Genomic DNA, 18369 nt, shown 5'->3' with positions numbered 1-18369 from the left:
TCTAAGAGCTTATTGACTGCTGATATGCAGTCGGATCAATTACTCGCATCTCGGCTTCAATCCACTTTTCTACCTCTTGATGAAGCTGGCCTCCAGTTTTTCCAGCCGAGGTAATCGCGGGACCAATTGAGAATATGACTGTGCCTGGTTGTTTTAGGAAGCTATTCTTTGGCCAGCAGCGACCCGCATTATGCGCAATCGGAATCACCAATGCCTCGGTAGCGCTCGCAAGTCTGGCGCCACCCTTGCTGTAGGGCCTATGGGACCCGGTCGGTGTTCTAGTACCCTCGGGAAACAGTAAGATCCATTTGCCTTCGCTTAAGCGTTTACGTCCTTGTCCAACCACAGAGAGCGCTGCAGTTTCCTTGCTATTGCGGTTGATGTGAATCATCTTGAGCAAAGCTAAGGCCCAGCCGAAGAACGGGATCCAGAGCAATTCTCTTTTAAAGACGAAGCAGACTTGTTTGGGAAGCAGGGCGATGTAAAAAATAGTCTCGTAAGCCGATTGGTGTTTACTCAGCACGACAACGGGTTGATCCAATACTGCCATCATATTTTCCATACCGCGAATTTCATAACGAATGCCGCAGAGTGGTTGCAATATCCAAATCACCACTTTATTCCAAAGACCGATAAATCGATATCGATTCTCAGGATTGAGAAATGGAAAAACCAATATGCACAGTACTGACCAGATCGGTGTAAAGATCAGTAGAAATAGAGTAAATAGGGCGGAGCGGATAAAAGTCATGTTTCTATTAAACCTGATCTCGCAAGAGCGCACTAGCAAATGCCATCAAATCCGTATGAATTTGCGTACCCTCTGGTAACCCACCTTTTTCTAAAGTTTTACTTCCTTTGCCAGTTAATACCAAATGCGGACTAGCCCCTAGGGCAACGCCTGCCTGAAGATCGCGCAAGGAGTCGCCCACAATTGGCACTCCCAATAAAGGCGCGGCATTCTGATTTTTTTTATACCGTAATGCAATCTCCTTCATCATCCCTGGCAGGGGCTTTCGGCAATCACAAGCATGAGCGTCGGTATGCGGGCAAAAGAAAATGCTGTCAATGTGGCCACCTAAGGGCTTAAGCAGTTTATCCATTTTGCTATGCATCGCATGTAAATCATTGATATTGAAATAGCCGCGTGCCAAACCAGATTGATTAGTTGCTACAGTAATTTGATAGCCCGCTTGATTGAGCAGTGCAATCGCCTCTAAGCTTCCAGGTAACGGAATCCACTCCTCACTCGACTTCACATAATCATCTCGATCCTCATTGATTACGCCATCGCGATCAAGAATGATCAGTTTAGAAGAGCTGTTGCTCATGCTAATTTGCCGAGGTCGGCAATGAGATTCATTTTCTGGTGAAGTTGTTGCAGGAGGGCTAGGCGGTTGTCGCGCAACTCTGGATTCGGATCCATCACCATCACATCAGCAAAGAATTGATCAATTGGGGCGCTTAATGCGACTAGTGACTTTAATAGATCTACGAACTGACGTTGCTCATAAGCAGTGATCAGTGTAGGAATGAGTCTCTCAAGCGCCTGATGTAGTGCGATCTCAGCGGGAACCTGCAATAGTTTGCTTGAGCAAGCGGCTGGAATGACGGTAGCATTTTTTTTCAGGATATTGCTAATACGCTTATTGGCTGCAGCCAATTGAGCAGCTTCATCTAAGGCATTGAATTCGCGTAAGGCCGTTAACCGATCAATTAAGTCATTCAATTGCGCTGGAGATTGGCTCAATACCGCATCAATCTCTTCGGTAGTGAATGGCTTGCCAGCAACAGCCTGATCTCGCAAATAAGCACGCAGACGATCAATGATGAAGGCATAAATATCTTCAGCCTTAGCTTTTTCTTGTACATCTGTCTGTGGAAATTGTTTACGGGCAAGTTCAATTAATTCAGGTAGGCTCAAACTGAGATTCTTCTCTAGTAAGAGTCGACAGATACCGAGAGCATGACGACGTAATGCGTATGGGTCTTTGTCACCAGTTGGGGCGAGACCCACACCCCAAATTCCAACGAGGGTCTCTAGTTTGTCGGCGATCGCCAGGATGGTGCCAGTTTGAGTCTGCGGCAAAGTATCACCTGCAAAACGGGGCATGTAATGTTCGCTACAAGCAGAAGCTACTTCGGCGTTCTCACCATCATGGGTTGCGTAGTAGCGACCCATGATGCCTTGGAGTTCTGGGAACTCACCAACCATATCGGTTAGCAAGTCCGTTTTAGCAATTTCAGCGGCACGGCTGGCTGATGTTTCATCCGCAGATAAGGATTTAGCGATCCCAATAGCAATCCCTTGCACGCGCTTAGTGCGATCCAGTTGATTGCCAAGTTGATTGTGATAAACCACTCTTCCAAGGTCAGCTACACGGGAGGCTAACGGACGTTTTTGATCTTGTTGAAAGAAAAAGCGCGCATCAGATAGGCGCGGACGTACCACACGCTCGTTACCTGAAATAATCGCCTCAGGTTGCTCGGTCTCAATATTGGAAACGATCAAGAATCGATTGCGTAGCTTGCCTTGTTGATCAGTTAGTGCAAAGTATTTTTGATTGGTCTGCATCGTCAGAATTAAGCATTCTTGTGGAACTTCCAAGAACTCTTGATCAAAATGACACTCATAAATTGCAGGCCACTCAACTAGGGCAGTAACTTCATCGAGCAAGCTATCTGGCATCAACACTAAATCCAGTCCAGCGGCTTTTAATAAAGCGGATTCGATCAATGCACGACGCTTGCTAAAGCTTGGCAATACTTTTGCCTTGGCGGTCAGATCTGTCTCATACTGATCTGCAGAGGCAATGGTAATGACGCCTGGAGCCAGAAAGCGATGGCCTTCTGTTTGATTGGACCCATCAATACCTAAGGCACTGATGCTGAGTGTTTGTTTGCCATGCAATGCAATGATGCGATGTGCAGGGCGAGCAAATTCAACATCGGCTAACTCCCCATTTTTCTGTAGCACTTGATAGTGCATCATTTTGGCAATGGGTAATTTACTTAATGTCTGCGCGAGCGCTTGTTGGGCAGTTTGTTCCAATGCTGCACCTTTGGCGATGACATTGAGATAAAGCGCTTCATTTTTTCCTTCGCCTGCTTTTTCTAGGGTGGAAAGGTCAATATCAGCATAACCAAGAGAAGCCAATTTCTTTTGTAGGGGTGCAGTAGGTTTGCCATCACCATCAAAAGCAATACTAGTTGGCAGTAATTTTTCCCGCACTGGATAGTCGAGGGCTTGGCCTAAGACCTTCGTAACTTGAACGGCAAGGCGTCGCGGTGTAGCGTAGCCAGTAGCAACGGAGTTTTCGCTCAAGAGCCCAGCAGCTTTCAGCGCAGAGTAAATGCCTTCACTAAAGGCGTCACCTAAGCGACGTAATGATTTTGGTGGCAGCTCTTCGGTAAATACTTCAATCAAAAGAGTATCTGTTTGAGAGAGAGAATTCGGTGTGCTCATAATAAAGTTACGCTGCTGACGCTTTAGATTGACGCTGGCACATCGGGAATCCCAATTTCTCTCGAGACTCATAATAAGCCTGCGCTACTGCGCGAGAAAGATTGCGGATGCGTCCAATATAAGCCGCACGCTCAGTAACGGAGATGGCGCCACGGGCATCGAGTAAGTTAAAGGTATGCCCAGCTTTGAGAACCATTTCATAGGCGGGTAGGGCTAATGGCACTTCCATTAAACGCTTGGCTTCACTTTCGTAGTTAGTGAAGTTGGCAAACAGCAGATCGGTGTTGGAGTGTTCAAAGTTGTAGCAAGATTGCTCAACCTCATTTTGGTGGTACACATCACCATAAGAGATGCCATCTGCCCATACGAGGTCATATACGTTAGAGCAATTTTGAATATACATAGCCAAACGCTCGATACCGTAAGTGATTTCACCTAAAACAGGTTTGCAGTCAATGCCGCCCACTTGTTGGAAATAAGTGAACTGGGTCACTTCCATGCCGTTTAGCCAGACTTCCCAGCCTAAGCCCCATGCACCTAATGTTGGGTTTTCCCAGTCATCCTCTACAAAACGGACATCATTCTTTTGTAGATCTAAGCCTAAGGCAGCAAGTGAGCCAAGGTATAGCTCAAGGATATTTTCTGGGGCAGGCTTTAGCACTACCTGGTATTGATAGTAGTGCTGTAAACGGTTGGGATTTTCTCCGTAGCGACCGTCTTTAGGTCTACGTGAGGGTTGGACGTAAGCAGCTTTCCATGGCTCAGGACCGATGGCCCTCAAGAAAGTGGCTGTATGAGATGTACCGGCACCGACCTCAAGGTCAATAGGTTGCAAAAGGGCGCAACCTTGTTGGTCCCAGTAATCTTGGAGTTTGAGAATGATTTGCTGAAAAGTAAGCATGTTTAACCTAGCTAAGCCTTTGATTTTACATGGCTAAGCTAGTTAACCATGAAATCGTCATTAAATTCGTTTTTGGCGAATGAAGCCTAGGATTAGAACCAGGCAAGAAAGACTCAAAATGGGTGCATTTCCCCAAAACACATAAGGAGTTTTGCCTGAGTAGGCTTGAATACTGGTCTTTAAGATGCCTTGGGTGAACTTGGGAAGTTCTGCCAGAATTTTGCCATCTGGCCCCAGTACCGCCGTGATCCCAGTATTGGTTGCTCGCAACGCAGGAAGACCTGTTTCTAGAGAGCGTAATTGTGAAAGTCGCAATTGTTGTGTTGGTGCTTGAGAATCCCCGAACCAGGCAAGATTTGTCATATTGATGAAGAGGTTGGCGGATTCTTTGCTATTGCGTAAGCGTGCAGCAAGTTCATCACCAAATACATCTTCATAGCAAATAGTGATCGCTGCGTAAAGTGGCGATTGTCCCTCTCTATTAATCAAGAACAAGGGTTGATTTTGAGGTCCTCGAGAAAAATCACTTAGTGGCACGCTAAATGCATTTACAAACCAATGAAATCCTGGGGGAATAAATTCTCCGAAAGGAACTAGATGCGATTTATCGTAACGATAAGGTGGATTGCTTGGACTAAGGCCGATCGCTCGATTAGAGAATTCTCTTCCATCCGCGGGATTAAAGTGCCGTCCCAAGATGCCAAATAAAAGAAAACGCTGATTGTTGACTGCAAAGTCCTGTAGGTCTTCTAAGGTGCCTGTGGGTAAATTGGTCTCGGGCCATGGTATCGCCGTTTCTGGAGACACTACCAAGTCTGCTTGTGAATTCAGCATCGCGGATTTATAAAATGCAATTTGTTGCAGCATACCTTCCGGTTTGAAGACCAAGCTTTGAGCAATATTTCCTTGAATGAGCTCTACAGTAAGAGGCTCGCCAGTGGGCTTCGTAAAGGACCAGAAGCCCAATAGTTGACTCAGTACGATTAGAGACGCTACAGAAATTGAACTGACTTTGAAGTGTGACTTCAAGAAGAGTAATTGCCGAGAGAGCAATACTGTAAAAAACGTACACCCCAATCCACCTAAATATGGAGCTACTGGTGCAAAAGGACCATAGACTTGAGTTTCTCCTAGACCCATCCACGGAAAGCCAGTAAAGAGTATGCCGCGCAAATACTCTGTCGCTACCCAGCTTGATCCCAGCAACAAACCCGAAAAAAATAATCCTTTTGAAAAGTGTAGTGTGAGCGAGGCACAAGCAAAGAAGATAGCTAGCAAGCCGGCCAACAAGAAGACTGCAGTGCAGGAGAGTATGACGTTCATTCCGCCAATGTCATGCAGACTAATGAAGATCCACCAAAGCCCCAGTACAAAGTAGCCAAGGCCAAATGACAACCCTAGGAAGAAGGTGCTCTTAAAGGAAGTGGATTGATATTTTGTAATTTGCCACCAAATTACGCTGAGGATCGGAATCTGAATCCATCCACCTAATGGCAGCTCTGCAACACCTGCCAGTAATGCGCCAAGAGCAAACAACACCAGATAGCCGATGTTACCGCTAAGCCTTGGCAGTAGCCGATCAATCAAAGCAATCCTTAGTCAGGCTTTTTGGGAAGTTGTCGTGCGAGCAAAATATGAATCTGTCTTGGGTCGGCACGCTGAACTTCAAATTCAACCCCATCGATCTTGATGAGCTCACCCATCTTCGGTACACGGCCCAGATGCTGAATGACTAGACCGGCAACCGTTTCAATACCTTCAACCTCGAATTTGGTGCCTAGGGTTTCATTGAATTGTTCAAGTTCAGTAATGCCTTTTACCCGTATGTCGCCATTGTCTAATGAGATGAGGTTATCCGCTTCTTCATCAATGTCATGCTCATCCTCAATGTCGCCAACAATTTGCTCAAGGACATCTTCAATCGTGATGATTCCAGCGACGCCACTGTATTCATCTACAACAATAGCTAGGTGATTGCGGTTGTCTTTGAAGTCACGCAATAAGACGCTTAAACGCTTGGATTCAGGAATAAATACCGCGGGGCGTAACCAGTCGCGTACTTGAAAATCTTTTTCAGTGGAATGACGTAATAAATCTTTCGCTAACAGAGTGCCGATGACATTGTCGCGAGCGCCTTCAAAAACAGGGAAACGCGAGTGCGCTGCTGTAATGACGCATTTAATGATTTCAGCTAATGGCAAGTTGATATCAATCCAGTCAATCTGTGCTCGGGGAATCAAAATGTCACGAGCGCACAATTGACCCACTTGGAATACACCCTCAATCATGGAGAGAGCATCTGCATCAATTAAACCTTCAGATTGGGCCTCTCTAAGGGTGTCAATCAGTTCTTGACGACGTTCTACTGGACTAGTTGGTTGTGGCGTTAAAAAATCAGCCAAGCGTTCTAAAAGGGATTTATTGGGGTCAGGCATATAGCAAGAATATCGCAGAAATAAGTAAATTCGGTGAAGAAGGCAATAAAGACGCTTTAAACCGGTGAGTAGGGATTGGCAAAGCCCAAGGATTTCAAAAGGCTCACTTCTCGACCTTCCATTTTTTTTGCTTCTTGATCGCTCTCATGATCTAAGCCTTGGGCATGCAGGCAGCCATGAATAATGAGGTGAGCCAAATGGGCTTTCACGGCTTTACCTTGCTCAAGTGCCTCTTTTTGAATGATGGGAAGACAGAAAATAATGTCTGCAGCAACAGTCTTTTTGGTGAGCTCGTACGGAAAAGTGAGTACGTTGGTTGCTTTATCTTTGGCGCGAAAAGCAAGATTCAGTTTTTTCCCTTCAGCTGCATTAACAAAGCGTAAGGTGATCAAGCCATTCAATTGAACCGCCGCTTTCACCCATTTCTTGATTGCTAGCTGAGAGGCAAGTGCAAGCACTTTTTCTTCAATGGCGGTACTGGCAAATTGAAGATCAATCTCTAATTTAGCGGGGGATGCGTGCTTAGCAATCATCTTAGTTGCCATCAGTGAGGGTCAGTGTATTGATCAACTCGCCTCGTAGGGTGAAATTCAGAACCTCGGTAATATGAATATCTACCATTTGACCTATGAGCGATTCGATATCCTCATGTGGCGCAGTAAAGTGAATCACACGATTATTCGCGGCACGACCTTGAAGATTAACGCCATCTTTGGCTAGACCTTCAACAAGTACCCGTTCAGTATTTCCCAGCATATTTTTGCTGATTAGATTTGCCTGCGACTCTACCAGTCCAAGCAGTGTCTGCAGTCGTTTGAGCTTGACTGCGTATGGGGTGTCATCGCTTAAATTGGCCGCGGGTGTACCTGGGCGCGCGCTGAAGATAAAGCAAAAGCTATTATCAAAATTGAGCTCTTCAACCATTTTGAGTAGTTTGGCAAAATCTTCATCGGTTTCGCCAGGAAAGCCCACAATGAAGTCGCTAGAGAGTGTGAAGTCAGGCCTCACAGCACGCATCTTGCGAATAATACTTTTGTATTCCAGAGCGGTATAGCCTCGCTTCATTGCTGATAGAACTGAATCCGATGCATGCTGTACTGGCAGGTGCAGGTGACTTACTAATTTCGGTACCTTTGCATAGACATCAATTAGACGTTGGGTAAATTCTTTAGGGTGGCTAGTAGTAAAACGAATTCTTTCCACACCCGGAATTTCTGCAACGTATTCAATGAGGAGTGCAAAGTCTGCAATATCTTCAGTGCCGCCCATCTTGCCAAGGTATGCATTGACATTTTGGCCGAGTAAAACAATTTCTTTCACACCTTGAGCTGCAAGACCAGCCACTTCAGTCAATACATCCTCAAAGGGGCGCGATACCTCTTCGCCGCGAGTATAGGGAACTACACAGTAGCTGCAATACTTTGAGCAACCCTCCATGATCGAGACGTAAGCAGAGCCTCGAGTTTGGCGTGAAGCAGGAAGATGATCAAACTTCTCAATTTCTGGAAAAGAGATATCTACTTGTGATCTTCCAGTTTCGCGACGTTGTGTCAGTAGATCAGATAGGCGATGCAATGTTTGCGGTCCGAAGACGACATCGACATACGGCGCCCTACTAATAATTTGCTGGCCTTCCTGGCTGGCAACGCAGCCACCAACACCGATTAGTAGGTTTGGTTTAGTTTTCTTGAGCTCACGCAGACGTCCTAAATCTGAAAATACTTTATCTTCCGCTTTTTCACGAATTGAGCAGGTATTCAGCAGAACTACGTCCGCATCTTCAGGAGTATCAGTCATGACCATGCCATCGTTGGCATGCAGGAGGTCGGCCATCTTGCCCGAGTCATACTCGTTCATCTGACAGCCAAAGGTTTTGATATAGAGCTTTTTCATATGCCGTTCTCAGGTTTATAGCTGGAGGCGAAGCTCAGATTTTACGGGAAAGACGTTTAGAGCAGACGGAATGCCAAAATGGCAACAATCGTGGGTGGAATTGCCGCTACGAGGAGCAATCCTGCAGAAACGGCGGCATTAGGAAAGTGGCTGCGCAAAATAGCAATACCCGCTGGATTAGGAGCATTAGCAATCACAGTTAGGCCACCACCAGCAACTGCGCCACTGACTAAGGCGAGCTTGAACTCTGGTGAGGTCCCTTGCACAAGTGAGCCCAAGTAAGTGAGAGCTGCATTATCAGTAATGGCTGTCAGTGCCAGGCTGCCGTAGAACACTGCGGTAGGGCTCATTTTTTCGAGGATAGGTTGTAGCCACCAACCTTGAAGTGCTCCCAGGACAACTAATCCAGCCAAGAAGAATCCCACCAGCAGGGCCTCACGCAAAATGAGTGGGCTTTGATGTTTTGGGTAGGCAGTAGTGAAGCCAATAAAAAAGAGTAGTAGCCACATAAAAATCACAGGATCATGGGCAAAGCCGACAACTCCAGCCAAGAACAAAAGATGGATTGCGATGATGTCAAGGGGAATATGAGCGACTTTATTTTTAATTTCTGGTTCAACAAGTTGCTTGTGAAAAAGTAAAGTCACGATCAATGTGTTAATAAAAATAGCTACACATGCTTCAAAGCCGAAATTTCTAAACATGAATGCCGAATCCCAGCCCCAGGTAGCGGCCACCATCAGTACGGGTGGGGCAGCAAAGTTCGTGAGGGTACCGCCGATCGAAATGTTCACGAATAACACGCCAAGCGTTCCAAACATCAAGGGAGTGGAGCATTTATGACGATAGACGAGGTCACGCAATAAAAAGGCTGCAAGTGTCATTGCTGCTGGCTCAGTAATTAATGAGCCCAATAGCGGTGTGATACTCAAGGTCAGAAAATAGAGTGTTGGCGCTTGCTTGGTGCGTAAAATAATCTGCAAGCCAGCCCCTATTTTATGCAAGAACTGTGTCGCAAAATGGAGAATCGGTTTACTACCAGCTACCACCATAATTGCAAAGACAAAGAGAGGCTCGGTAAAGTTCCGTTTTCTGGCATATTCTTTGGCAGTCTCTAAATCATTTGCAAGCCACATAAAGATAATGAAAATGGCAGCCCAAAATCCGAAAACGATTTCAACTTCACCTAGTAAGTGCCATAGTCCTGAATGTCTAGATGACTTTTTAGCAAGCGCTTCAAAATACGAAGTGCAAAAAGTATGCAGTACTGCAATGGCAAAAATAATGCTTGCACCAAGCTCTGTAGGGGTAAAGTTCATAGAGCTATCTTATCAGCATGCTCCATAAAAATACCCTTAAGATTAATGAAACAAAAATGTTAATAATTTAGGAGATTTTGATGAAATTGAAATTAGGTTATCAAGCATTAATTGCTCAGGCGATGTCTCAAATTGACACTCTTTCTTTGGAGCAAGCCCAAAAACTAATGGATGATAAAAATACGCTATTTGTAGATATTCGCGATATCAGAGAGTTAGAGCGAGAGGGGATGATCCCCAATGCCTTGCATGCACCCCGTGGCATGCTGGAATTTTGGGTTGACCCAGACAGCCCCTATTACAAGCCTGTTTTTGGCGAAGGTAAGCGCTTGGTGCTCTATTGCGCCTCAGCATGGCGCTCTGCTTTAGCAACCGAGACCCTCCAAAGAATGGGGGTTCCTGGGATTTGTCACTTAGAGGGTGGTTTTACCGCTTGGAAAAAGGCAGAACTGCCTGTGGCAGAGAAGCATTCGAAGCCGCACCTCGGTTAAATTTCCGGCTCTAAAGATCTTGAAATACGGTAATTAGCCCCCATTTACAGGGGGTTCAGTTTATTAATGATGAGGATATTTTTATGACTGTCGCTAGCAAAGAAACCTTAGGCTTTCAAGCCGAGGTAAAGCAACTTTTACAACTAATGATTCATTCCTTATATTCAAATAAGGAAATTTTTCTCCGTGAGTTGATCTCCAATGCATCTGATGCATCTGACAAACTGCGTTTCGAGGGAATTGCGCATCCGGATTGGTATGGGGATGATCCTGATCTGAAGATCAAAGTGAGTTTTGATAAAACTGCGAGAACAGTCACTATTTCTGATAACGGTATCGGCATGAGTCGAGACGAAGTGATTTCTAATCTCGGAACGATTGCCCGCTCTGGTACGAAAGAGTTCTTTTCCAAGCTGTCTGGCGATCAACAAAAAGATGCTGCTTTGATTGGCCAGTTTGGCGTGGGTTTCTATTCAGCCTTCATTGTGGCTGACCGTATTACTGTTGAAACTCGTCGCGCAGGTTTGCCTTCTACCGACGGTATTCGCTGGGAGTCAGATGGTTCAGGTGAATTTACGGTGGAAAGTATTGATCGTCCGCAACGCGGGACATCAATCATCATGCATTTGCGTGAAGGCGAGGATGACTTTCTTTCAACTCATAAGCTGAAATCTATTATTCGCAAGTACTCCGATCACATCTCGCTACCGATTCAGATGCATAAAGAGGAATGGGATGCCGATAAAAGTGAGCATGTTATTCAGGATGAGCTTGAGAGTATTAATCAATCAAGTGCCTTGTGGGCGCGTGCTAAATCTGACATTACCGAAGAACAATATGATGAGTTTTACAAGCATTTATCACATGACTATGAAAGTCCTTTGTGCTACTCCCTTAATAGAGTAGAGGGTCGTAGCGAATTTACTCAACTTTTGTATGTGCCAGCCCGCGCACCTTTTGATTTATGGGACCGCAATAAGCGTGGTGGCATTAAGTTGTATGTGAAGCGGGTCTTCATCATGGATGATGCAGAGCAATTGATGCCGATGTATCTGCGTTTTGTCACCGGCGTGATTGACTCAACAGATTTACCATTGAATGTCTCTCGTGAAATCCTGCAAGAATCGCGTGACGTCAAGATCATTCGCGAGAGCTCTACCAAGCGCGTTCTTAGTATGCTGGAAGATTTGGCTAACAGTGATGATGAGGCCAAGCAAGAAAAGTACCGCATTTTTTGGACTCAGTTCGGACAAGTACTTAAAGAGGGTATGGGTGAAGACCAACCAAACCAAGAGCGCATCCTAAAGCTCTTGCGTTTTGCAAGCACGCACACAGATTCTGTCGATCAAACTGTTTCTTTAGCTAAATATGTTTCGCGTATGAAGGAAGGTCAGGACAAGATTTATTACGTCACAGGCGATACTTTTAATGCTGCTAAGAATAGTCCGCATTTAGAAATTTTCCGTAAGAAGGGTGTCGAGGTACTCCTGCTCTCGGATCGAGTTGATGAATGGATGCTTTCTTTCTTCACTGAATTTGATGGTAAGCACATGACTTCGGTAGCAAAAGGTGGACTTGACCTTGGCAGCTTAAGTGATGAAAAAGAAAAGCAAGAGCATGAAGAGACTGAGAAAAATTTCAAGGACTTGCTCGATCGCATGAAAGCAACATTAGAAGATAAGGTGAAGGATGTTCGTGTGACCTTCCGCTTAACGGATTCTCCAGCGTGCCTAGTTTCCGATGAGAATGAGCTCTCTGGTAACTTATTGCGCATGCTTAAGGCAGCGGGCCAGCAGGCGCCTGATACAAAGCCAATTCTGGAAATTAACCCAGAGCATCCCTTGCTCTTGAAGTTGAAATCAGATGACAAGCATTTTGATGAATGGACGCAAGTCTTGTTTGACCAAGCTCTCTTGGCTGAGGGTGCTCAATTAAATGATCCTGCTGCCTACGTAAAACGTATCAATCAGCTTTTACTGTCTTAGTCTTAAAGAGAGCTAAAAGAAAAACCCGACTTGCATTACGCAGGTCGGGTTTTTTATTTTTACTGCTACTAAAAATACTGAGTATTGATGTTGAGTATTGATGCTGAATATTACTGTGGAGCTTTGGCTGGCTGATTATTTTTCCCAGCGTTGTATCCTGAATTGTATTGGGAAGCCTGCTCTTTTTTGTAGGCATCGTAAACATAACCAGAGGCTGCACCAACTGCTGCGCCACCCACTGCACCCCAGATTGGATTACCGTGAAAAATGGCCGTGCCAACTGCTCCAGCAGCTGCACCGATACCGGCGCCAGATAAGGTACGCTGTTCTGTATTGCTCATATTGGAGCAACCTGCGATTGCTAGGGTTGCGGCGGTAATAGCGATTATTTTTTTCATATCAATAGTTCCTTCAGTCTAAATATTGAATTGGCTCATTCACTTCGATTATTTGCCGGCACAAGGAAAACGTGCTGCCAAGAAGCCTAAGAAGACGCCTGCGGCAGGTTTATCGGAAGCCTGTGGATTGCTTGCGCTAAATTTGACGAATTCACTGATTACGTCGTCGCGTGCTGGTGCTGGTTGCTTAACGCAAATATACGGTTTTGCACGTTGTGGGTGACGCGTAGCTAAATAAGTGTCATAAATGGCTGTTGTATATCCCACGCAGAAACTGCGGGATTCAGGGCTCGCTGGTAATTTGCAGACATTGACGAGCTCTTGTGTGCTCAGTACTGGAATTTTTTCTTGGGCTTGGATTGAGCCGCAAAAAGCGCCTAAGGCGGCTAATAGAACGAAGATTTTTTTCATGGGTTCTCCCTTGGATGTATGTAAATTTCATAATAAACCATATTGACGATGATAAATTGCACTAAATAGGTGCATTTGTGCTCAAAATCAGCCTATACATTCCCCATAGTGTCGCCAAAACATAAGGGAGTTTTTCAATGGAAACTTTGAAATCTGGCAGTGACGTTCTATTTATTTTGCTCGGCGCAATCATGGTTCTAGCTATGCACGCTGGATTTGCTTTTCTTGAGCTAGGCACTGTGCGTAAAAAGAACCAGGTCAATGCCTTGGTCAAAATATTGGTCGACTTTGCTGTCTCGACCATTGCTTATTTCTTCATTGGCTACAGCATTGCCTATGGCGTGGACTTTTTCTCTGGTGCGGAATTACTCGCCCAGAAAAACGGTTATGAATTGGTCAAATTCTTTTTCTTGTTAACTTTCGCTGCCGCTATTCCCGCCATTGTCTCCGGTGGCATTGCAGAGCGTGCCAAGTTCAATCCTCAATTGATTGCTACCTTTATCCTAGTTGGCTTTATTTACCCCTTCTTCGAGGGTATCGCCTGGAATCAACATTACGGTATCCAGGCTTGGATTAAGGGTTTCACTGGTGAAGAGTTTCATGATTTCGCTGGATCAGTGGTTGTGCATGCAGTAGGTGGTTGGATCGCCCTGCCAGCAATCATTCTCTTGGGCGCCCGTCGTGGTCGCTACACCAAGGATGGCAACGTTGCTGCACATCCCCCATCCAGCATTCCATTTTTGGCCTTAGGTGCATGGATTTTGGCGGTAGGTTGGTTTGGTTTTAACGTTATGAGTGCTCAGACTATTGATAAGGTCAGTGGCTTAGTTGCCATGAATTCCTTGATGGCTATGGTTGGCGGCACCTTGGCTGCTTGGGTGATTGGGCGCAATGATCCAGGTTTTACCTACAACGGCCCTTTAGCTGGCTTAGTTGCTGTGTGTGCCGGATCCGATTTAATGCATCCCATGGGCGCCTTAGTCGTTGGCTTAATTGCCGGCGCCTTGTTTGTCTATATGTTTACCTTAGTGCAAAACCGCTGGAAGATTGATGATGTTCTGGGCGTATGGCCATTGCACGGCTTGTGCGGTTTATGGGGTGGTTTAGCCGCGGGTATCTTTGGAACAAAAGCATTAGGCGGTCTTGGTGGAGTGACCTTCTTTGGGCAGTTGATTGGAACTAGCCTAGGGGTAGCGATTGCCCTTGTCGGCGGTTTTGTGGTCTACGGGTCGCTTAAAGCGATTTTAGGAATTCGGATGTCGCAAGAGGAAGAGTACGAGGGTGCCGATTTGAGTATTCACCGTATTTCCTCCTCACCAGATCGCGAGTCTAACTGGTAGGCTTTCTTAAATATAGCCATTACTTATAATGAGTCATGGCTATATTTGAACTAGATGGAAATGCTCCCCAGTTGGGCGATGGAGCTTGGGTTGCCGAAAGTGCAGAAGTCATCGGCAGGGTCGAATTGCATGCAAATGCTAGTGTCTGGCCTAAGGTGGTTATCCGCGGTGATAACGATCTCATTCAGATTGGTGAGGGCAGTAATGTGCAAGACGCATCCATTTTGCATACCGATCCAGGTTATCCCCTCATTATTGGTAAGCGCGTGACCGTGGGTCATCAAGTCATGCTGCATGGTTGTCAAATCGGTGACGGTAGCTTGGTTGGGATTGGGGCAGTGATTTTGAATGGCGCCAAGATTGGGAAGAATTGTTTAGTCGGTGCCGGCGCATTGGTGACTGAAGGCAAAGAGTTTCCTGATGGCTCCATGATTTTAGGCTCACCTGCTAAGGCAGTAAAAATGCTAACACCAGAGCAGATCGCTGGTATTGAAGACATTGCTGGGCGCTATGTCGCGAATGCGCAGCGATACCAGCTCACGCTAAAGAAGATTGCTTGACGTAAAGAGAATCACCTTAATTCTCTGGCGGCATAAAGGGATTCGATCCCTCTGCATCAATTTGTTTTTCCCAAGAGGCATCAATAAACGCTGGTAGCGTCATACACTCGGCATAAATTCGCATGAGGGTTGGGTAAGCTGTCATATCCATCTTTGTGCTGAGTGCGTTAAATATTTGGGGCACTAAACAGATATCAATCAGGCCAGGTTGACCTCCACAAGCAAATCGACCTACTCTGGAGTCTGTGCTAAGTTGCGTTTCTAGACTTGTCAGACCTAACAACATCCAATGCTGATACCAGGCATCCTTTGCCTCCGCGTTAATGCCTAAGTTTTTCATTAGGTAGCGTAAGACTCGCAAATTATTCAAAGGATGAATCTCAATAGCGATATCCATCGCTATTGCACGTACCCAAGCTCGATCGATCAGGCTCTCAGGGAGTAAAGGCGGATTTGCTTGGATCTCCTCCAGGTATTCAACGATGGCAAGGGATTGATGAATGCTGTGATTACCATCGGTATAAAGGGGTACTAAGCGATTGGGATTTTTTTTAGCGTAATCGTCAGCATTTTGGGCGCCCCCACTTTTAACAATATGGACCGGAATCACTTCGTAACCCAGGCCTTTTAAATTCAGGGCAATGCGAACCCGAAAGGCTGCCGAGCTACGCCAAAAACTATAAAGCTGGGTTTTCATGGAGGGGCTCCTTAATTTGCATAACCCCCAGTATATGCAGGGCTTGATTGCTCGTCTGCTTCCAGTGATTTAGACTCACTCTATGGATCAAATTAATTTCTGGATTGGCATCATCGCCACAATCGCATTTGCTGTGACGGGTGTTCTAGCTATTGCTGATCGCGGTGTCGATCTATTTGGCGTTTTGGTCCTGGGTGTCATTACGGCCATAGGTGGCGGAACATTGAGAGACATTATTTTGGATGTACCTGCCTTTTGGTCTGTTGCCCAAATTTATATTTGGGTTGCACTGGGCGCGTGCGTGGTTACTTTTTTTGCCGAATCTTTTTTTACTCAACCTCAGATTTACCGCTGGATGCTGTATATCGATGGCCTAGGCGCTGCCTTGTTTGGTATTCAGGGTGCTGATAAGGCGTGGAACTTAGGATTTGGATTGCCAGTTGCGCCAGTAATCTTGGGCGTTGTCACTGCGATTGGCGGTGGCTTACTGCGTGACATCTTGGCGGGTAGAAAAACCTTGCTCATGTCCCATGAGCTTTATGCAATCCCAGTCACTTTGGGATGTTGTATCTATGTGTTAATTCTGAATTTCTTGCCTGAGTACACGCTACAGGGTTCAGTGATTTGCATGCTGGCTATTTTTGGATTACGCGCAGCTGCCATTTACTGGGATCTGCGCGTACCTAAATTATTTATTACTAAAACGCGCTAACTGCGCCATCGCTTCGAGGATCCCAGCCGCCATGTAAGGTACCAGATGGATCTCGAATGATGCAGCCAGCATGACCGACGGTTTCATCAAAGGCATCGAGCATTTCAATTTCATGTCCTAGGCTATGCAGTTCTTTAGCGACCCAAGGACTAAAGCGTGACTCCAGTTTTAAGCTATCACTGCTTTGGCCCCAAGTTCGCCCAAGCAACCAACGTGGACGACTAATCGCGTCTTGCGGATCTAATCCATAAGTGGCTGTGCGTGTAAATACTGCGCATTGGGTTTGGGGTTGACCATCACCACCCATCGTGCCATACACCATAGACCGACCATCTTTAAACAAAGCCATTGCCGGGTTCAATGTATGGAATGGTTTGCGATAGGGCTCAAGGTGATTCAGTGTCTTTGGGTCAAGGGAAAAGCTGCAGCCTCGGTTCTGCCAGTTCACGCCCGATTGAGGAAGAACAATTCCAGCGCCAAACTCGTGATAAATACTTTGAATAAAAGAAACGCAATTACCATTGCCATCAATGACACCCATCCAAATCGTGTCGGCTGGTCCTTTGCCTTGGCCCCAAGGTAACGCTTTTTCAGGATCAATATTCTTTGCTAGTTTTTTAAGAAATGCGGGCGATAAAAATGACTGTGCATTTCTTTTCATATACGCCGGATCTGTGACAAATTGATCGCGTACTTTGAAGGCTTGCTTGGTAGCTTCAACACAGTGGTGAACATACTGTGCACTATCGACTTTAAAACGCTTGAGATTAAGTTGATCCAGAATGCCAATAATCATTAAGGACACAACGCCTTGGGTAGGTGGCGTCATGTTGTATACATTGCCGAGGCTGTGCTTAAGTTCGAGTGGATCAATGAGTTTGGCCTGGTGGCGGTGTAGATCGCCAAGTCTGAGTGGACTTCCGATCTCCGTGAGTTCTTTTGCTAGTAAGTCAGCCAGATCACCGCGGTAGTAATCCTCGGTTCCTTTGCGAGCAATTTGCCGCAAGGTTTTAGCAAGCCGTTCTTGCTTAAAAATGCTACCAACGTCAGGCGCCTTACCATTGACTAAAAAGGTTTCAGCAAATCCTGGAATATCAACAAGTTCAGTACGCTTCTGAGCCGTGAGGCTAGACTGACTGTAAGTTACTGGTACACCAGCTTGCGCATAGTGAATAGCATCCGCCAGCAAACGAGAGAGTGGGAGCTTACCCCCAAGGCCTTGTTGTGACAGTTTCTGGGCAGCACCCCAGCCTGAAATAGTTCCAGCTACCGTGTTGGCTGCAATGGCGCCCCGAAAAGGAATGGCCTTTGTGATTCCGCGCTCGGCATACCACTGCTTGGTTGCCAGACCGGCAGCTGCGCCACAGGCATCAATGCCGCCCATCGCTTTACCGGGGGAGTGAACTACCCAGAATGAGTCACCGCCAATAGAGTTCATATGGGGATATACGACAGCAATAGTAGCGGCAGCTGCCACCATTGCTTCCAGGGCATTTCCGCCCTCTCTCAATACTGCCAAAGCAGACTCAGATGCCAGGGAATGTGGCGCTACTGCCATCCCTCGAATACCCCATTTTTGTTGCATTATTTTCTATCCCAAATAAATAGTGTTCTACCTGTATCCATTAGACGCTAGACGAATAGTTGTTGCATTATTGCCTTTAGATTGATGATTTATCGGGAAAACCCCGATCTAATTTGATGAGGAATTACCCTAACTAGTGGATTTCTTTGATTTTTTTCAAAGCATAATCGACCCGT

The 18369-nt window shown here is 45.9% G+C and carries 18 protein-coding genes; 5 read left to right on the top strand and 13 right to left on the bottom strand.

What is annotated here, in order from left to right; genetic code table 11:
* Position 1: 1 nt before the first annotated feature.
* Genes DN92_RS09505 through DN92_RS09465 form a run of 9 tightly spaced genes read right to left on the bottom strand, consistent with a single transcriptional unit; the run spans position 2 to position 10014 of the window.
* Positions 2–751, bottom strand: coding sequence for a lysophospholipid acyltransferase family protein (locus DN92_RS09505; protein ID WP_173961009.1), 750 nt, complete (start codon positions 749–751; stop codon positions 2–4).
* A 7-nt stretch (positions 752–758) separates the two neighbouring features.
* Positions 759–1331: a D-glycero-beta-D-manno-heptose 1,7-bisphosphate 7-phosphatase gene (gmhB, locus tag DN92_RS09500; protein WP_173961008.1), complete on the bottom strand. Its 573-nt coding sequence runs from the start codon at positions 1329–1331 to the stop codon at positions 759–761.
* On the bottom strand, positions 1328–3466 hold the full coding sequence (gene glyS, locus DN92_RS09495) for a glycine--tRNA ligase subunit beta (RefSeq protein ID WP_173961007.1): 2139 nt from the start codon (positions 3464–3466) through the stop codon (positions 1328–1330). Before glyS ends, gmhB begins: the two co-directional genes overlap by 4 nt.
* A 7-nt stretch (positions 3467–3473) precedes the next feature.
* On the bottom strand, positions 3474–4367 hold the full coding sequence (glyQ, locus tag DN92_RS09490) for a glycine--tRNA ligase subunit alpha (protein ID WP_173961006.1): 894 nt from the start codon (positions 4365–4367) through the stop codon (positions 3474–3476).
* Between the two features lie 60 nt (positions 4368–4427).
* A complete protein-coding gene (gene lnt, locus DN92_RS09485) occupies positions 4428–5954 on the bottom strand; it encodes an apolipoprotein N-acyltransferase (RefSeq protein ID WP_254598289.1) in 1527 nt (508 codons plus the stop codon).
* Between the two features lie 8 nt (positions 5955–5962).
* Positions 5963–6802 (bottom strand): CorC family transporter, encoded by an 840-nt coding sequence (locus DN92_RS09480; protein ID WP_173961005.1) that lies wholly within the window; start codon positions 6800–6802, stop codon positions 5963–5965.
* A 56-nt stretch (positions 6803–6858) separates the two neighbouring features.
* A complete protein-coding gene (gene ybeY / locus DN92_RS09475) occupies positions 6859–7335 on the bottom strand; it encodes an rRNA maturation RNase YbeY (RefSeq protein WP_254598288.1) in 477 nt (158 codons plus the stop codon).
* Between the two features lies 1 nt (position 7336).
* A complete protein-coding gene (miaB, locus tag DN92_RS09470; protein WP_173961003.1) occupies positions 7337–8695 on the bottom strand; it encodes a tRNA (N6-isopentenyl adenosine(37)-C2)-methylthiotransferase MiaB in 1359 nt (452 codons plus the stop codon).
* Between the two features lie 56 nt (positions 8696–8751).
* Positions 8752–10014: a putative Na+/H+ antiporter gene (locus DN92_RS09465; protein ID WP_173961002.1), complete on the bottom strand. Its 1263-nt coding sequence runs from the start codon at positions 10012–10014 to the stop codon at positions 8752–8754.
* A gap of 80 nt (positions 10015–10094) precedes the next feature.
* Between DN92_RS09465 and DN92_RS09460 the strand changes: the two genes are divergently transcribed.
* Both DN92_RS09460 and htpG read left to right on the top strand, forming a co-directional pair.
* The gene (locus DN92_RS09460) at positions 10095–10505 is read left to right on the top strand and encodes a rhodanese-like domain-containing protein (RefSeq protein WP_173961001.1); all 411 of its coding nucleotides are present in this window, start codon (positions 10095–10097) and stop codon (positions 10503–10505) included.
* Between the two features lie 83 nt (positions 10506–10588).
* Positions 10589–12490, top strand: coding sequence for a molecular chaperone HtpG (gene htpG, locus DN92_RS09455; protein WP_173961000.1), 1902 nt, complete (start codon positions 10589–10591; stop codon positions 12488–12490).
* A 110-nt stretch (positions 12491–12600) separates the two neighbouring features.
* On the opposite strand, the gene DN92_RS09450 is transcribed toward htpG, so the two are convergent.
* The gene (locus DN92_RS09450; protein ID WP_173960999.1) at positions 12601–12888 is read right to left on the bottom strand and encodes a YMGG-like glycine zipper-containing protein; all 288 of its coding nucleotides are present in this window, start codon (positions 12886–12888) and stop codon (positions 12601–12603) included.
* A 48-nt stretch (positions 12889–12936) separates the two neighbouring features.
* Positions 12937–13299 carry a Rap1a/Tai family immunity protein gene (locus DN92_RS09445; protein ID WP_173960998.1) on the bottom strand — a complete coding sequence of 121 codons (363 nt, stop codon included), beginning with the start codon at positions 13297–13299 and terminating at the stop codon, positions 12937–12939.
* A gap of 137 nt (positions 13300–13436) precedes the next feature.
* On the opposite strand from DN92_RS09445, the gene DN92_RS09440 reads away from it, so the two are divergent.
* Together DN92_RS09440 and DN92_RS09435 are read left to right on the top strand one after the other, a co-directional pair.
* Positions 13437–14639 (top strand): ammonium transporter, encoded by a 1203-nt coding sequence (locus DN92_RS09440; RefSeq protein ID WP_173960997.1) that lies wholly within the window; start codon positions 13437–13439, stop codon positions 14637–14639.
* Between the two features lie 35 nt (positions 14640–14674).
* Complete coding sequence (locus DN92_RS09435; RefSeq protein WP_173960996.1) at positions 14675–15199, top strand: gamma carbonic anhydrase family protein; 525 nt, start codon at positions 14675–14677, stop codon at positions 15197–15199.
* Between the two features lie 16 nt (positions 15200–15215).
* Here the strand turns inward: DN92_RS09435 and maiA are convergent, their stop codons facing one another.
* Entirely contained in the window at positions 15216–15896 is a 681-nt protein-coding gene (gene maiA / locus DN92_RS09430) for a maleylacetoacetate isomerase (protein WP_173960995.1), read from the bottom strand.
* 82 nt (positions 15897–15978) lie between these two features.
* Here maiA and DN92_RS09425 point away from each other — a divergent pair, with 82 nt between their 5' ends.
* Positions 15979–16608, top strand: coding sequence for a trimeric intracellular cation channel family protein (locus DN92_RS09425; protein WP_173960994.1), 630 nt, complete (start codon positions 15979–15981; stop codon positions 16606–16608).
* Here the strand turns inward: DN92_RS09425 and DN92_RS09420 are convergent.
* The gene (locus DN92_RS09420) at positions 16595–18193 is read right to left on the bottom strand and encodes a gamma-glutamyltransferase family protein (protein ID WP_173960993.1); all 1599 of its coding nucleotides are present in this window, start codon (positions 18191–18193) and stop codon (positions 16595–16597) included. The two genes, DN92_RS09425 and DN92_RS09420, sit on opposite strands and share 14 nt — an antisense overlap.
* Positions 18194–18369: the final 176 nt, after the last annotated feature.

Origin of the sequence: Polynucleobacter arcticus (genome assembly GCF_013307205.1) — a bacterium.
Taxonomy (GTDB): Bacteria; Pseudomonadota; Gammaproteobacteria; order Burkholderiales; family Burkholderiaceae; genus Polynucleobacter; species Polynucleobacter arcticus.
The sequence above is the reverse complement of the archived record's forward strand: the minus strand, read 5'-3'. Positions and strand labels throughout refer to the sequence as shown.

Excerpts from the sequence above, each read along its gene's own strand:
- DN92_RS09425 (WP_173960994.1), top strand. The coding sequence starts at position 15,979 with ATGGATCAAATTAATTTCTGGATTGGCATCATCGCCACAATCGCATTT.
- DN92_RS09505 (WP_173961009.1), bottom strand. The coding sequence starts at position 751 with ATGACTTTTATCCGCTCCGCCCTATTTACTCTATTTCTACTGATCTTT.
- DN92_RS09460 (WP_173961001.1), top strand. The coding sequence starts at position 10,095 with ATGAAATTGAAATTAGGTTATCAAGCATTAATTGCTCAGGCGATGTCT.
- DN92_RS09480 (WP_173961005.1), bottom strand. The coding sequence starts at position 6,802 with ATGCCTGACCCCAATAAATCCCTTTTAGAACGCTTGGCTGATTTTTTA.
- DN92_RS09440 (WP_173960997.1), top strand. The coding sequence starts at position 13,437 with ATGGAAACTTTGAAATCTGGCAGTGACGTTCTATTTATTTTGCTCGGC.
- DN92_RS09435 (WP_173960996.1), top strand. The coding sequence starts at position 14,675 with ATGGCTATATTTGAACTAGATGGAAATGCTCCCCAGTTGGGCGATGGA.
- miaB (WP_173961003.1), bottom strand. The coding sequence starts at position 8,695 with ATGAAAAAGCTCTATATCAAAACCTTTGGCTGTCAGATGAACGAGTAT.
- DN92_RS09445 (WP_173960998.1), bottom strand. The coding sequence starts at position 13,299 with ATGAAAAAAATCTTCGTTCTATTAGCCGCCTTAGGCGCTTTTTGCGGC.
- gmhB (WP_173961008.1), bottom strand. The coding sequence starts at position 1,331 with ATGAGCAACAGCTCTTCTAAACTGATCATTCTTGATCGCGATGGCGTA.
- maiA (WP_173960995.1), bottom strand. The coding sequence starts at position 15,896 with ATGAAAACCCAGCTTTATAGTTTTTGGCGTAGCTCGGCAGCCTTTCGG.
- ybeY (WP_254598288.1), bottom strand. The coding sequence starts at position 7,335 with ATGATTGCTAAGCACGCATCCCCCGCTAAATTAGAGATTGATCTTCAA.
- DN92_RS09420 (WP_173960993.1), bottom strand. The coding sequence starts at position 18,193 with ATGCAACAAAAATGGGGTATTCGAGGGATGGCAGTAGCGCCACATTCC.
- DN92_RS09450 (WP_173960999.1), bottom strand. The coding sequence starts at position 12,888 with ATGAAAAAAATAATCGCTATTACCGCCGCAACCCTAGCAATCGCAGGT.
- htpG (WP_173961000.1), top strand. The coding sequence starts at position 10,589 with ATGACTGTCGCTAGCAAAGAAACCTTAGGCTTTCAAGCCGAGGTAAAG.
- DN92_RS09465 (WP_173961002.1), bottom strand. The coding sequence starts at position 10,014 with ATGAACTTTACCCCTACAGAGCTTGGTGCAAGCATTATTTTTGCCATT.
- glyS (WP_173961007.1), bottom strand. The coding sequence starts at position 3,466 with ATGAGCACACCGAATTCTCTCTCTCAAACAGATACTCTTTTGATTGAA.
- glyQ (WP_173961006.1), bottom strand. The coding sequence starts at position 4,367 with ATGCTTACTTTTCAGCAAATCATTCTCAAACTCCAAGATTACTGGGAC.